Source organism: Pannonibacter sp. Q-1 (genome assembly GCF_054073275.1).
The window spans coordinates 224828-239980 of the sequence record NZ_JBSXNB010000007.1; the positions used below are offsets into that span (position 1 = coordinate 224828).

General features: G+C 64.9%; 12 protein-coding genes. 3 read left to right on the top strand and 9 right to left on the bottom strand.

The window, feature by feature from the left end:
• Window positions 1-47 precede the first annotated feature (47 nt).
• From ACVNHC_RS19550 to ACVNHC_RS19575, 6 genes are all read right to left on the bottom strand, one after another.
• Window positions 48-686, bottom strand: coding sequence for an isochorismatase family protein (locus tag ACVNHC_RS19550; RefSeq protein ID WP_457168886.1), 639 nt, complete (start codon window positions 684-686; stop codon window positions 48-50).
• A gap of 385 nt (window positions 687-1071) precedes the next feature.
• Window positions 1072-2103 (bottom strand): leucyl aminopeptidase, encoded by a 1032-nt coding sequence (locus ACVNHC_RS19555; RefSeq protein ID WP_457168888.1) that lies wholly within the window; start codon window positions 2101-2103, stop codon window positions 1072-1074.
• A 101-nt stretch (window positions 2104-2204) separates the two neighbouring features.
• A complete protein-coding gene (locus tag ACVNHC_RS19560) occupies window positions 2205-2987 on the bottom strand; it encodes an alpha/beta fold hydrolase (RefSeq protein WP_457168890.1) in 783 nt (260 codons plus the stop codon).
• Window positions 2988-2998: 11 nt separating this feature from the next.
• Window positions 2999-3748 carry a maleate cis-trans isomerase family protein gene (locus ACVNHC_RS19565; protein WP_457168892.1) on the bottom strand — a complete coding sequence of 250 codons (750 nt, stop codon included), beginning with the start codon at window positions 3746-3748 and terminating at the stop codon, window positions 2999-3001.
• A gap of 559 nt (window positions 3749-4307) precedes the next feature.
• Window positions 4308-5039: a TetR/AcrR family transcriptional regulator gene (locus ACVNHC_RS19570; RefSeq protein ID WP_457168893.1), complete on the bottom strand. Its 732-nt coding sequence runs from the start codon at window positions 5037-5039 to the stop codon at window positions 4308-4310.
• 340 nt (window positions 5040-5379) lie between these two features.
• Window positions 5380-5826, bottom strand: coding sequence for a MarR family winged helix-turn-helix transcriptional regulator (locus tag ACVNHC_RS19575; RefSeq protein ID WP_457168895.1), 447 nt, complete (start codon window positions 5824-5826; stop codon window positions 5380-5382).
• A 254-nt stretch (window positions 5827-6080) separates the two neighbouring features.
• Between ACVNHC_RS19575 and ACVNHC_RS19580 the strand changes: the two genes are divergently transcribed.
• From ACVNHC_RS19580 to ACVNHC_RS19590, 3 genes are all read left to right on the top strand, one after another.
• Window positions 6081-6566, top strand: coding sequence for a (2Fe-2S)-binding protein (locus tag ACVNHC_RS19580; RefSeq protein ID WP_457168897.1), 486 nt, complete (start codon window positions 6081-6083; stop codon window positions 6564-6566).
• Complete coding sequence (locus tag ACVNHC_RS19585) at window positions 6563-9970, top strand: molybdopterin cofactor-binding domain-containing protein (protein ID WP_457168899.1); 3408 nt, start codon at window positions 6563-6565, stop codon at window positions 9968-9970. Before ACVNHC_RS19580 ends, ACVNHC_RS19585 begins: the two co-directional genes overlap by 4 nt.
• 521 nt (window positions 9971-10491) lie before the next feature.
• The gene (locus tag ACVNHC_RS19590; RefSeq protein WP_457168901.1) at window positions 10492-11637 is read left to right on the top strand and encodes an FAD-dependent monooxygenase; all 1146 of its coding nucleotides are present in this window, start codon (window positions 10492-10494) and stop codon (window positions 11635-11637) included.
• 71 nt (window positions 11638-11708) lie between these two features.
• On the opposite strand, the gene ACVNHC_RS19595 is transcribed toward ACVNHC_RS19590, so the two are convergent.
• The 3 genes from ACVNHC_RS19595 to ACVNHC_RS19605 all read right to left on the bottom strand — a co-directional run bounded on the left by ACVNHC_RS19595 (window position 11709) and on the right by ACVNHC_RS19605 (window position 15084).
• Window positions 11709-12629 carry a SphA family protein gene (locus ACVNHC_RS19595; protein ID WP_457168903.1) on the bottom strand — a complete coding sequence of 307 codons (921 nt, stop codon included), beginning with the start codon at window positions 12627-12629 and terminating at the stop codon, window positions 11709-11711.
• A 61-nt stretch (window positions 12630-12690) separates the two neighbouring features.
• The gene (locus tag ACVNHC_RS19600) at window positions 12691-13719 is read right to left on the bottom strand and encodes a helix-turn-helix domain-containing protein (protein WP_457168905.1); all 1029 of its coding nucleotides are present in this window, start codon (window positions 13717-13719) and stop codon (window positions 12691-12693) included.
• Window positions 13720-14028: 309 nt separating this feature from the next.
• Entirely contained in the window at window positions 14029-15084 is a 1056-nt protein-coding gene (locus ACVNHC_RS19605) for a LacI family DNA-binding transcriptional regulator (RefSeq protein ID WP_457168907.1), read from the bottom strand.
• Window positions 15085-15153 lie beyond the last annotated feature (69 nt).

Below are 15153 nucleotides of genomic sequence, written 5' to 3' on the forward strand. Positions count from 1 at the left end.
GCCCGCGCGTTCCCCGGCCGTCCGCCGGAGCACATCAGGTGACAGGCTCAGCGCCCGGAAGGGGCAAGACCTGTGAGCCAGTTTTCAATGTCCGCCGCATCGGTCACGTCGGCATATTTCTGGCCCATGTCATAAAGGTTGGCGACATGCGGGGCCGCAGCGCGGTCAGCGCAGCAATCGGCCGGAACCAGCACGTTGAAGCCGCTCTGCACCGCATCCACCACGGAAGCACGCACGCAGCCCGATGTGGTGGCACCGGTGACGACCAGCGTGTCCACGCCCGCGCCCGTAAGCAAACCAGCAAGCGCCGTGCCATGAAAGGCGGAAGCGCCCTTCTTGGTGATCACCGGGTCCTGCGGCTGAATGCCCGTTGCCGCGTCAATCTCCACCAGCCGGCTGCCTTCCAGAAGGGCAGCCATGCCGGCCGCCTTGCGCAGCCAGGGCAGCAGGGCAATCTCGCCGGGGTGATAGGCAATCGTGGTGTAGATGACCGGAAAGCCCCTGGCACGGGCGATATCCGTCAGCCGCCGTGTGGCAGCCATCTGCGCGCTCATGTCCGCCGCCGTCGGATAGGCGGTGTCGGTGAAGCCATAGGTGAAATCGACCACCAGAACGGCAGGCCTCGTGCCACGCGGCACCGGCTGGCCAAACCCGGCAGCCTGATATGTTTCTTCCTGCTGTGTCATGTCCTTGCCCCCCTTCGGCTGGACAGTGGTTACATCAGACCGCAAGAGGCCGAACGCCCCCTGCCCTTGCACGCATCGTTCCTGCTGCCGGTGACGGCTTTGCCAAAGCCTGAAATCTGCTCACCCCGGCACGGCGTTTCAGCCCCCCTCCCCCTCGTGGGGAGGGGTGAGGGGTGGGGGGAAAGGCCTTTCCGTCTGACAGAGAGACGATTGATTTCATACCGATGCCTCTTCAGGAAAAATTCCATTTTCCAAACCCTTGCAGGCTCTGAGCCCCCCCACCCCTTACCCCTCCCCACGAGGGGGAGGGGGGCGGAGAGACTTTGCCACAGTTCAGATGCATCACTGCGGTTCGGCTCATGCCCCTGCCCTGACCTCAGCCCAATCAGCCCCGCGCCATCTGGATGTCCTTGACCACGATGTCGCCATCGATCACCACCGGCTCGCCGTCGAGGAACAGCGAGCAGCCGCGCATCGGGATGTCGAGGTGGCAGGCGGTGTCGTTCGGGCCGCCCAGCTCGTTGTTCGGGCCGGTGGAGAACATGACGTTGCCGTAGAAGCTGCGCGGCTCCATGCCCATGCCTCCGGGGAAGGCGCCCGGCACCATGTTGTGCCACCTGGCATGGGGGTTCATGCCCCAGCCCACATGGCTCATGCCCATGCCGCGCGGATCGTTGAAGGCGTCCATGTAGGACTTCACCAGCTCCGCATCGAGGCCGCCGCGAATGTCGCGCACGAAGCCCTTTTCGATGGTGTAGATGATGGGCTCGCGCACATAGATGTTCTGCGGCAGCAGGATATCGCCCGGCGCCACCACGATCTGCCCGTCCACGCCGTCATCATCCCCGCCGGTGAAGACAAAGCCGGAGGGCCAGTGGTCCCAGCGGCCCGGCTCGTCGGTGCAGGCATATTCCGTCACCGTGGGATAGGTGTTCAGCTTGTAGGTCACATCCGTGCCATGGCGCGAGGTGATGCGCATGACCTTCGCCTTGGCCAGCATTTCCCCGGCGATTTCCACCTTTTCGCGGATTTCCCTGGTCGGCAGCATGCGCGCCAGCAGTTCCGGCGGCTCCACGGCGGTGAGAACGCGCGTGCCGGCGGCCTGAATGGCCATCTGCTCGGGCGAGAACAGCAGGAACACACAGTCGATCAGCATGTCGCAGGCCTTCAGCGCTTCCACCGCATCGGGCATGGCGGCCAGGCCGGTGACGCCGACGTTCCAGCCGCTCATGGGCAGCGGTGCGGGCAGGCGCATGTGATACATCAGCGCGCCAAGACGCTGGCCTGCGGCCATGAAGGCATCGGCATAGTCGAGCCGGTCGCTGCCCTGCGTCAGGACGATGAGCTTCTCGCCCTCATGCACGCCCGACATCTTCAGCTGATGCAGGCAGATCTCGGTAAAGCTGGCGTGGTCCATGTGCTGTGTCCTCTTCTTATCTCTTGGGCGCTGGCTCATCTCAAGGCCTTGCGATGCTGGCGCATCCGGCGTTGAAACTGCTCAAACGCCGCACGGGCTTATCAAGCCCGGAAATCCATAACAGCGGAGAGGAAGCCCTCCAGATCGTCCCAGGGGATCATGTGCCCGGCCTTTTCGACGATCATCACCTCGATGCCCGGCGAAAGCTGGCAGATCTCCGCGATATCCTCCTTGCCGATCACCGTGGCCCCGCCCGCCACCACAAGGCGCATGGGAAGGCGCAGATGCGGCAGGTCGGCGTGGATGTCGTCCGTGTGGAAGCCGTCATAGGCGGTGCGGATTGCGTCGAGCTGGCAGGTGTGCAGCCACTCGGCGCGGATCGCGTTCTGCTCGTCCGTCCAGGTGGGGCAGAAGCGGCGCATGTCCTCGCCCGAACAGCCCTTCTGCGCCATGAGGATGGAATCCTCATACCAGTTCCAGGCCGAAGGATAGGCCCGCCGTCCGGGGCCGGAGACCGGCGGATCCACCAGCACGAGGCCGGAGAAGGCTTCCGGCGCCTTGCGGGCGGCGCGGATGGCGGTGCGGGCGCCCATGGAATGGCCCAGCACCACCGGCTTGCCGAGACCGGCAGCTTCCGCCACCGCAATGGCATCTTCCGCCATGGCATCGAGCGAATAGTCGAGCGCCCCTGCTTCACTCAGGCCGCGGCCGCGCACGTCCAGCACATGCACGTCGAAAGCCTCGGTCAGGCGCTCGGCGACAAAGCCCCAGGTCACCGCCGGCGAGGTGATGCCCGGAATGAGCAAGAGCGTAGGCCCGTTGCCGGCGTGATGCACCAGATGCTGGCGGATGCCATTGGCGTGAACGTTGTAGCCGCGTGCCATCACCCGCCCCCTCAATATGCGCCGGACAGCAGCGTGCCGCCGCCGGGAACGCGGGTGTCGAGATCCAGCGCTTTCAGCATCTGCCATGTGGTGGCAATCGCCGCCGTCAGCACCGGCTTGCCGGTGATGGCTTCCGCCATGGGCACGGCCGGCAGCGAGGGCATCTGCACGCAGGCGGACAGAACCACCGCGTCCACGTCATCGGTCTTCATGCCCTTGACGATGCCCGGCAGGTTCATCGGGTCATGGGCGGCAACGGCCAGATTGTCCGGGATTTCCAGCGCCCGCCAGTCGCTCACCTCGATGCCCTCATTGCGGATATAGGCAACGACCAGCTCCGTCAGCGGCTTCATGTAGGGAGCGACCAGCGCAATTTTCTTCGCGCCGATGACCCGCAGACCCTCGACCAGCGCCCCGGCAGAGGTGACAACCGGCGCGGCATTGCCGTTCTCGACCGTCACGCCATGCAGGCGGGTCTGGCTCTGGCAGTGATAGCCAAGGCCCATGGCCATGATCGCCACGAGGCAGGCGTACCCCATCACGTCAACGCGGGCGTCGGAAAGCTCCAGCGCGCAACGGTCGCTGTCCGCATCCATCGCCGCCAGCTCTTCCTTGGTCACGTGCTTCATGCGCATGCGGGAGGAGTGGAAGGTAAACCGCTCCGGCGCAATCTGCTCGCGCATGCGCAGCAGCGCCGGGATCTCCGTTTCCATCGTCACATTCGAGCTCGGGACGATCTGTCCGATCCGGTAGGTCTTCATGCCTGTGGCTCCCTCCATTCACTGGAAGCCACGTTAATTATTCATTTGAATAATAACAAGCCCATTTTTTCACCGTGCCGCCATATCGCGCTGCACCATCATTCAGCAGAGGTCAAAAAAGCCACAGCGGCGCACGCAATTTGGTCACAGCGGCGGAGCGTTTCAGCTCCCCTCCCCCCTGGTGGGGCCGTGTTTAGATTGGACGCACAGATCGCGCCTTCTACCGGAGACGGTTTGGGAGAGCCTGAAGTTTGATCACGCTGGCACAGCGTTTCAGCCCCCCTCCCCCTCGTGGGGAGGGGTGAGGGGGGGGGGCTCTGAGCCTGCAAGGGTTTGGAAAATGGATTTTTTCCTGAAGAGGCATCAGGAGGAAAAGCTGCCTGAAATCAATGAATACTCTGCCAGCCGGAAAGGCTTCCCCCCACCCCTAACCCCTCCCCACCAGGGGGAGGGGGGCGGAAAGGCCGCGCCACAGAACAGATGCATCACTGCGGGCAGTTCCGAGCCTGATGCGTGAATCCGGAAGCCCCCCCCCCGCGGGAAGGCTCTCCCCACCCAATCACAACGGCGCGCGCAGTCCTGCCGAGAGGAAGCGGACCAGATGGTCCAGCATCTCGTCCTTGCCGAAGGCGGTGAGGTGGCCCTCCGTCAGGTCGCCGATGCGGCCGAGGTCATTGAGCATGAAGAGATAGGCGCCGACGAGGAAGGCCATGCGCACGCTGATGATATCCTTCGGCACATGCGGCAGGATACGGGAAAGAACCGCGATGTAGCGCTTGACCGAAGCGTCATAGACCTCGCGGCGCAGGCGCAGCGCGTGCTCTTCCGGCTCGGCATGGAGCCGGGCCTGCATGGCGACAAAAGCGGCACCGTTGGGCCCGGAATATTTCATGTCCCACTGGGGCTTCAGATAGGCAAAGACCACATCCTCCACCGTGGGCGTTTCGCTGAACTCCAGCAGCCGGTCGAGATTGACATGCCGGTGCCCGGCCAGCACCCCGCCCCGGCGGCGGAAGCACTCATCGAAGAGATCCACCTTGGAGCCGAAATAGTAGCGGATCAGCCCCTGATTGACCCCGGCGCGGGCCGCGATATCGCGCAGGTTCGCGCCCTCGAAGCCCGCCTCGGCAAAGGCCAGCTCCGCATGGTCGAGGATCTGGTCCTTCAGATCCGGCGCCGCACCCGCCTGCTCATCCCGCGCCGGACGCCCCGGCCCGCGCGGCTTTGCCCGCTTGCCTGCACTGGACTTGGCCTTTGCATCTGCCGGAGATGTCTTGCTGGTTTCCGCCACGCGGATTTCCTCATGTCTCGTGTCTGGCCCCAACCGGAGGGCAGTGTTTACAACGGACTGCCAGTCAGGCTCCAACCCCTCTCCCCCCTTGAGGGGGAGATGCCCCCGGCAGGGGGCAGAGGGGGGTGGCTGACTGTCCGCTTGTCAGAGAGGTTCTGCTTTTTTGAAATGCTGCATACCCCCCTCTGTCTGCTGCCGCAGACATCTCCCCCTCAAGGGGGGAGAGGGGCGCTGCGGCAAAACGAAAGCCCGATCCTCCTTCATGCGTCCAATGTAATCACCGCCCCGCCGCAGGGCATCGGATTGCTGACTCACACCCTCATATTATTCATACGAATAATTAAATCAGTCGCTTCAGCAAGGCAAGGAAGGTTGCCTGCTCCTCCGGCGAAAGCGGTGAAAGCGTTGCCTCGGTGATGGCGCGCATTTGCGGCACGAGTTCGTCCAGCAGATCGCGGCCTGCCTGCGTGGTGGAAAGAAGGTGGCGGCGCTTGTCCTCGCCGTCCTTTTCCAGCCGGATCAGCCCGCGCGCGATCAGCCGCGTGACGACCCCCTTCGTCGTCGCCGCATCCATGCCGGCCATGCGCCCCAGCGCATTCTGCGACACCGGCCCGCGCACCTCACGCAGGCGGAACAGCGTGGAGAACTGCGTTGCCGTCAGGCCTCCGCTCATCCGCTCGGAGAAAATCGCCATGTGCCGCTGATAGGCAAGGCGCAGCAGGAATCCCGCCTGCTCGTCCAGCACATAGGCCTTCTCGCTGGCCCTGTCATGTCCGGATGCTGTCATCGGCCCGATGTCTCCCCCGCCGGTCCTTTTTGGTTGAATCTGCCTTATCACGAGTTCTGCAGCAAAGGTTGCAGTTTCGCATGAGCATCAGTCCGGATGCCGCTCCGCCCAGGGGCGCGGCCTGGGCAAAATTTCCGCCTGCACAGCATTTGCGCAGAAATAAGTATCATCCCGTAAAAATTCGTTTGCACACATACAAGTTTTTTGCTCAACTCATGGCAACGCTCCCCCGAGAGAGCGATCCAGAGGGTACCATGACCGACACGTTCTGCCTGACCGTGAACGGGGCACGCCATGTGCTGCCGCATCCGGAAGACCGCACGCTTCTCGACATCCTGCGCAGCGAGCTGAAGCTGACGGGGGCGAAATATGGCTGCGGCATGGCCCAGTGCGGGGCTTGTACCGTGCTGGTGGACGGCAGGCCAGCCCGGTCCTGCGTGCTGCGCGCCTCCCGCGCCGCAGATTGTCAGATCACCACGCTGGAAGGCCTCGCCGATACGGATACCGGCGCGCTGTCCCCCGTGCAGCAGGGCTTTCTGGACTGTGAGGGCGCACAGTGCGGCTATTGCCTCAATGGCATGGTGATGACCGCCACCGCGCTGCTGGCAGACAATCCTTCCCCCTCACGCGAGGAAATCCGCGCCGCCCTGCGCCATAACCTGTGCCGCTGCGGCACCCATCTGGAAATCATCGCCTCCGTTGAGCGCGCCGCCGAACTCCTGCGGGGAGAGGCGTCATGAGCCCGCGCACCCCTGCCCTTACCATCCACGAGGACCGGCCCAATGGCCGCGCCGTCTATCTGCATCTTGCGGCAGACGGCAGCGCCACCGGCTTCAACGGCCATGTGGACCTTGGCACCGGCATTGAAACGGCGCTGGCGCAGATCGTGGCCGAAGAGCTGGATCTGCCGCTCGGCTCCGTGCGCATGGTGCTGGGCGACACGGCGCTGACGCCGGATCAGGGGCCGACGATTGCCTCCGAAACCATTCAGGTGGCCGCCATCCCGCTGCGCCTTGCCGCCGCGCAGGCCCGCGCGGTGCTGGCTGCCGAGGCCGCCCGCCGCTTCAACGCCCCGGCGGAGGAACTGCAGCTTGAGGCCGGCCGCGCCCACTGGCAGGACAAGGCCCTCACCTATGCCCAGCTGCTGGAGGGCCTGAGCCTCGATCTGCCGCTGGACCGTACCGTCCCGGTCAAGGCCCCGGCGGAATACCGCATCGTCGGCCAGAAGACCGGGCGGCGCGACCTGCCGGAGAAGCTGCGCGGCCAGCATCCCTATATCCACGATGTGGACGTGCCCGGCATGGTGCATGGCCATGTCATCCGCCCGCCCTATGCCGGGCGCGACAGCGGCAGTTTCATCGGCCACAGCCTGATCAGCTTTGACGAAGCCGCCGTGCGGGGCATGCCGGGCTTCATCGCCGTCGTGCGGCAGGCGGATTTTCTGGCGGTGGTGGCGCAGCGCGCCGATCAGGCGGAGGCCATCGCTCAGGCCCTGCCCGTGCACTGGCGCATGCCGCCGGAGCTGCCGGACATGGCCAGCCTGCGCCAGACGCTGAAGGACCATCCCTCGACGCCCCGCCCGCTGGACCAGACCGGCAACTTCGCCCGTGGCATTGGCGAGTGCGATGTGGCGCGAGAGCGCACTTACATCTGGCCCTATCACGAGCACGGCTCCATCGGCCCCTCCTGCGCCATTGCCGACTGGGCGGAGGGGCAGCCCATCGTCTGGTCCGGCACGCAGAACCCGCACATGCTGCGCGGCGATCTGGCGGTGCTGGTGGATCTGCCGCCGGAGACCATCGAGATCCGCCGCTATCAGGCGGCCGGCTGCTATGGCCGCAACTGCGCCGATGATGTGTGCGGCGATGCGCTGCTGCTCTCCCGCGCCATCGGCCAGCCGGTGCGCGTGCAGCTGACGAGGGCGCAGGAGCACCTGTGGGAACCCAAGGGCGCGGCGCAGCTGATGGAAGTGCACGGCGGGATGAAGGCGGGCAGCCTGCATGCCTATGCCATCGACACCTGGTATCCGTCCAACCGCGGGCCCAATCTGGCGCTGCTGCTGACCGGGCGCGTCAGCCCGGAGCCGCGCCCCTCGGACATGGGCGACCGCACCATCATTCCGCCCTACCGGGTGCCGCACAAGCGCATCACCGTACATGACATGGCGCCCATGGTGCGCGCCGCCTGGATGCGCGGCGTCTCGGCCCTGCCGAACACCTTCGCCCATGAAAGCTTCATCGACGAAATGGCTTTCGAGGCGGGGGAAGATCCGGTCGATTTCCGCCTGCGGCATCTCGATGATCCCCGGCAGGCCGATCTGGTGCGGCGCACGGCGGCAGAGGCCGGCTGGTCCGCCCGCAGCGGCCCGCGCCTGCGGCGCGAGGGGCGCATGGCCTATGGGCAGGGCTTTGCCTTTGCCACCTATGTGCATGGCACCTTCCCCGGCGTTGCCGCCGCCTCCGCCGCCTGGGTGGTGGATGTGGCGGTGGACACGCAAACGGGCGAAGTCACCCTGACGCGCATCTTCATCGGGCAGGATCAGGGCCTTGTCATCAACCCGGACGGGGTGCGCCAGCAGATCCACGGCAACGCGGTGCAGACCGCCAGCCGCGTGATGCTGGAAGAAGTCACCTTCGATGAGATTTCCCCAACGCCGCAAAGCTGGGCGGCCTATCCGATCCAGACCTTCCCCGCCGTGCCGGACATCAGCACCATGCTGATCGCCCGGCCGGAAGACCCGCCGCTGGGTGTGGGCGAAAGCGCCGCCGTGCCGAGCGCTGCGGCCATCGCCAATGCCATTTTCGATGCCACGGGCGTGCGCATGCGCGAGGTGCCCTTCACGCCGGAAAAGATGCGCAGCGCCCTCGCCGCCCATGGCTTTGACGCTGCCCTGCCCGCCCCTGCTTCTGCACCGGGCAAGAAGAACCACAGCCTGCGCCGCAAGCTGCTGGGCCTTGGCACGGTGCTGGGCGGCGCGCTCACCTTCGGCGCGGTGGCCCTGCCGCTCAACCGGCCCATTGCCCCGGTGGCTCCTTCCGCTCCCGCGTCCTTCTCGGCGGAAACGCTGGAGCGCGGACGGCAGGTCTTTGCCCTTGGCAACTGCGCCAGCTGCCACACGGCGGAAGGCGGCATCGCCAATGCGGGCGGGCGGCCCGTGGTCACGCCCTTTGGCACCATCTACAGCACCAACCTGACGCCGGACGCAGAAACCGGCTTTGGCCGCTGGAGCTTCGAGGCCTTCGACCGGGCCATGCGCCGGGGCATCAGCCGCGACGGGCACAATCTCTATCCGGCCTTCCCCTACACCTCTTTTGCGAAGATGTCGGGCGAGGACATGCTGGCGCTCTACGCCTTCCTGCAGACGCTTGCGCCCGTCAGTCAGGTAACGCCGCAGGCGCAGATGATCGCCCCGGCCAACCTGCGCCCGGCACTGTCCGTGTGGAACCTGCTCTATCACGATGCCAGGCCCTTCATGCCCGAGCCAGCGAAAGGCGAGGTGTGGAACCGGGGCAAGTATCTGGTGGAAGCCGCCGGCCATTGCTCCGCCTGCCACGCGCCGCGCAATGCCGCCGGGGCCGAGATGCCGGAGCTGACGGGCGCCATGATCAAGGGCTGGTACGCACCCGCGCTCGCCGGGGCAGAGGCCACCGCCAGAGGCTGGGACGAGGACACGCTCTTTGCCTACCTGCGGACCGGCCATTCGGAAGCGGCCACCGCCTCCGGCCCCATGGCCGAGGTGACCGCCAGCCTCACCGCCCTGCCGGACAGCGACATCCGCGCCATGGCCACCTATCTCGCCTCTCTGGGTGAAGGCGACCCGGAGGCGGCGATGAGTCCCGTAACGGAAGCTTCTCCCGCACCCGGACCGGGCAGCCGCATCTATGACAGCGCCTGCGCCGTCTGCCATGAGCCCGCCATTTCCGGAACCGTCACAGCGGCGCTCTCACCCCTCAGCCGCTCAGCCGCCCTGCGCGCGCCAAAGCCGGACGCGCTCTACTCGGTTCTGGACGAAGGCGTGCGCGCCCCCGATGGCCTTGCCTTGCGCGACATGCCCTCCTTCCACGGCGAGCTGACCGCCAGCAACCGCGAGGCCCTCGCCACCTACCTCCGCCACCGCTTCGCCCCGGACCTGCCGCCATGGTGAGAGGGGAGAGATTCCAATGGACTCTCCGCCCCCCTCCCCCTTGAGGGGAGGGGTAGGGGGTGGGGGTAACGGGCTGAAAACACGGGGAACTTTCATTGCAGGTTCGCTATGCAGACCAGAGTGCAAGTCATCCAACGCCTCGGCGTGAAGACCCCCACCCCTAACCCCTCCCCTCAAGGGGGAGGGGAAACGAGAGGCCATGCACTGACGATGAGAGGGAAGCGTTTCCAATGGCCGCAGCGCCCCTCTCCCCCCTTGAGGGGGAGATGTCAGCGCAAGCTGACAGAGGGGGGTGGCAGCGCCCCGGCACGGTACAGGCTTTCGGGTCTTTCGAGAGGCTGCATACCCCCCTCTGCCCCCTGCCGGGGGCATCTCCCCCTCAAGGGGGGAGAGGAGTTGGAGCCTGACTTGGCCACAAGGCCCTGTAACCAATCCTGACCCCCAAACACACGGGACCAAGGTCAACGCATACCCATATTGTTAGTATACAAACAAATATCTGACAGAGAGAGGACAGAGCCATGACAGACGCAATTGAAAGGGTAGAAATCGCCGTCATCGGTGCAGGGCTCGGCGGGGCGGCAGCGGCGGCGCTGCTGGCCGGGGCCGGGTTTTCCGTGCACACGTTCGAGCAGGCCCCGGTCTTCACCCGGCTGGGTGCGGGCATCCACATCGGCCCCAACGTGATGAAAATCTTCCGCCGCATCGGCATCGAGAAGACGCTGGAGTCCATCGGCTCGCATCCCGATTTCTGGTTCTCCCGCGATGGCAACACGGGTGACTATCTCTCCCGCATTCCGCTGGGCGATTATGGCCGCCGCGAATATGGCGCGTCCTATATCACCATCCACCGGGGCGACATGCACGCCGTGCAGATTGATGCCCTGCCGCAGGACCGGGTGCATTTCGGCCACAAGCTGATTGCCATCGAGGAGCGCGGCAGCGACGTTCTGCTGACCTTCGAGAACGGCCGCAAGATTGCCGCCGGTCTGGTGGTGGGTGCCGATGGCATCAACTCCATGATCCGCGAAATGCTGCTCGGGCCGGAAAAGCCGCGCTTCTCCGGCTGGGTCGGGCACCGGGCGCTGGTCAACATGGACAAGCTGCGCGCCTCGGGCCTTCAGTTCGAGGCCTGCGTCAAGTGGTGGTGGGAGGCCTCGCGCCACATCATGGCCTATGCCACCAAGGGCGATGGCAGCGAATATTACTATGTCACCGGCGTTCCCGTGGATGGCTGGGAGCATGAGACGAGCTTCGTCGACAGTTCGCGCGAGGAGATGGAAGCCATCTTCGGCGGCTCCCACCCGGTGGTGCAGGCGCTGATCGATGCCACGGAGACCGTGACCAAGTGGCCGTTCTGGAACCGTGATCCGCTGAACCTGTGGAGCCGTGGCCGCCTCGTCATGCTGGGCGATGCCTGCCACCCGATGCGCCCCCACATGGCGCAGGGCGCCTGCATGGCCATCGAGGATGCCGCCGTGCTGACCCGGTGCCTTGAGGAAACCGGCACCAGCGGCTACCGCGAGGCCTTCGCCCTTTACGAAGCCACCCGCCGTGACCGCGCCACCAAGGTGCAGACCATCTCCAACGCCAACACCTGGCTGAAGGAGCCGGAGGACCCGGCCTGGGTCTATGCCTACGACCCGCTGACCGCCCAGCTCGGCTGACACAAAACCCCGCCGCAGGCTCTCAGGCCTGCGGCGGGGTCTCTGTTTTTCCAGCTTGCCGCCATCCTGCCTCAGAAGGCGTGCGAAATGCGGAAGGACAGGTTGTAGCCTTCCGGCCGGTTCCGCGTGCCGAACTCCTTGTAGGCATGGAAGTTGACCGCCGGGAGCCCCGGCTCGAACCAGGCGATGGCAGGGCCTGCGGCAAAGGCGCGGCTGCGGTTGCCCTTGACGATGCCCTGCCCCTTGTCATCGGTCAGCTGCTGATAGGCATAGCCGCCGGCGCCAATCGTCCAGGCCCCCAGCGACTTGCCCACGGCGAATTCCTGCTTGTACTCGATGCCGCTGGTGTAATTGGTGGCCCGGTTGACCGTGTTGAAGGAAATCTCGATGCGCGAGGAGACTTCCCAGCCGCTGTCCGACAGGTAGGTCACACCGGCAGTGGGTGCGAAAGTCCAGTGATTGACACCGGCCGAGAACGGATTGTTCACGTCATAGTGGCCGGTCGGCGCCTGAATCTGGAAGGCGGTGTTCACATACCAGTTCTTCGTCAGATCCCACTGCAGGATCAGCGGGATGAACCCGGCATCGCCAATGTTGAAATCCTTGTCCGCAATCTTCTGCCCCACATCGAAGGAGCCGTTCAGGTTCATGAGCGGCACTGCGACACCGAAGCCATAGGCGGCGCCCAGCAGCTTGAATTCGGTCATCTTGATGTAGGACAGGGTGACGGAGGTGACGTCCAGCTGCAGGTCAACACCATTGTCCTTGCCGAAAACGTCATTGCCCTTGTTGGCCGTGTAATGCATCACCTGCAGGCCAAAAGCGCCGTAAGGTGTCGGCGGCGGCGACATGCCCGCGCCGAAGTCGAACAGGCCGAAGGGCGTAATGGTGGCTCCACCTTCCACCGCCGATGCATCCTGAGCCCCGGACAGAACGGCCAGCAGAGCTGCACCCGCCAGAACCGTCTTTCCTGCGATATCTTTAACCTTCATTGTTCCCCACTGTGTTTTTCCGGTTAAGTAGGAAAACCTAGACACAGTGGGCTGAACGCCGTTATCCGAGATCGGCACTCCCGTTGCCGTCCTCGTCAAAAACCGCAGTATTTCCGGAAGTGATGCCGGAATTCCCCAGCGTTTCGGAGGGCAATTCGCCAAACTGGGCCTTGTAGTCCCGGCTGAAGTGGCTCCAGTGCCAGAAGCCCCAGCGGGCGGCGATATCGCCGATGGTCTCACGCCGGACCTCTTTCCGGGCGGCCACCAGCGCCTCGCGCACCTTCCCAAGGCGCACCGACTTCAGCACCTGCACGGCGCTCTTGCCGTAGACCTTCGTGAAGCAAAGCTGCATGTAGCGGCGGCTGACCCCGAGGCGCTGGCACAGTTCCAGCACCGAGCAGGCTTCAAGCCCGCCGTCCAGCACCAGCTCCAGCGCCGCATCGGTGACCTGCACATGCGCCCGGCTGGCCGGTCCGGGCTGAAATCCGGAGAGGGTGACAAGGTCGAGAACGGAGAGGAGAAGATCCTCCCCGGCGCGGATGCAGGCCGCACCGGGCAGCGCGTGACCCAAGCCCATGACCGCCCCGAACATCGCCCGCACCCCGGTCAGCTTTTCGGGCGCGATGAACAGGGTCTTGTGGCGGGACAGCGCCTCGGCCAGTTCCCCGCCGCCCGCCAGCAGGCAGGCCTGGCCGAACCATTCCTCGTCAAAGGCAAGGCAGGCGAGATCCACATAGCCTGACGTCACCACATCCGGGTGGCCGCTCCCGTCCGCCAGCATCCCGGCCATGGCCGGAATGTCGCGCCCGCCCGCCTTGGCGATGCCTTCGGCGGCAAGGGGAAAGGCGAAAACCAGCGGCGAACGGCAGGAGGCCAGCCCCCGTTTCAGCAGCGACTTGTCCACGGTTTCGCGCAGAAGCTGGACATGGCTGAGGTTCAGCACCTGAACCGAAGCGGACAGCCGCCCGGGCGAGAGCTGGACATATTCCGCTGGCCACCCAGGCGTAAGCTGGGCAAATTGAACCGGATCATCCGCCGTCAGAACGGCAGGTGGACACACCTGTGGCGTGGCAGATCGTTCCAGCAGCATGCAGCCCCCCTCCAAGCTGATACCCGCAGATAAAATCCAGGCACTTTCTGTCTGTTTGTTCTGGTGCGCAGTTTCCCTCTGGCTTTATTCACCAAGACAAGACAAAATAGAAAATCCCGGAAACAAGATCCACCTATTCATTATCTTGTCTCACACATTTTGCAATAGGCCGGAAAAGTATCGCTTGAAACCCTCGGCGGCATCTAAGCTCAAATAGCCTGGGCTGGCAGAGATTGCCTGCCTGCCGTTACTTGAACCACCGCTTTTTCAGAAGTCTTGCGAGGTTGCCAACAAGGCGGGCCATATGGTCTAGGTGGCAGCCGGTGGGGGACAGGTGGAGGCCCGCTCCACGAGATGGCAGGCGAGTTCGATCCGCCGGACGGGATTGATCCGGCCTGCGATACTGTCGCTCAGGAGGTCAAGGGCCGCGGCCCCGATTTCGCGCATCGGCAGGTGCATGGTGGTGAGCGGCGGGTTGATGAAAGCCGCCTGCGGCAGGTCGTCCATGCCGACCACCGAGATATCTGCGGGCACCGAGAACCCCGCCTTCTGCATCGCCATGATGGCACCGGCGGCAAGACTGTCGCCAGCCGTCACAACGGCGGTAAAGTCCTGTCCATTCTCAGCCAGCCTCTGCCCGATGGCCTGCGCCGCCAATTCCGGCAGCCAGTCGTCCACCGTCACGACCATCCGTTCCGAATGATCGAGCCCCTTCAGCCGCAGCGCATCCTGCCAGCCTTCCTTGCGGTGCTCGATCGTGCGCCGCCCCGGCCGCATGAGAAACAGGATGCGCCTGTGGCCAAGCTGGATGAGATGATCGGTGGCGAGCCGCGCCGCGGACCGGTTGCAGGGCGTGACGCTGGAGAGCCGCATCAGCGGATCATGGCCATTCAGCAGCACGACGGGTTTCGGGAAATCGCGCGTGGCCGCCAGCATGGCCTCGTCATCGACCGTGAGGAACAGCAGGCCGGCGGTCTCCGGATCTTCGCGCGCGTCTTGCAGCAGCTGCTTCTCGTCCGCCCGGTCTGTCACGGCTCGCGTGACGATCTCAAGGCCGAGAGCCGAAGCGCGTTCCTTCAGTCCTTCCAGCACATAGAGCGTGAACTGGTTGCGGACGTAATCGATCATCGCCGCACTGGAGGCCGCCAGGATGACCTTCCGCCCGGCAAGAGCGGCAGGAACGGCATAGTTCACCTGCTTGGCCGCGGCGAGCACCTTCTCCCGGATATCCGGCCGGACACCCTTCTCCCCGGCCAGCGCACGCGAGGCTGTGCTGAGCGACACGCCGCAGGCGCCCGCCACATCTTCCAGCGTGATGCGCCGGTTCTTTTTGGCCCGTTTTCCCGGCAGAGGCTTGAGGTTCATGGCAATCTCCCTCGCGCAAACTGCAAAAAATTTTCAGCTTGCGCAATCTTTTTTCTCAGTGTTCTGCTT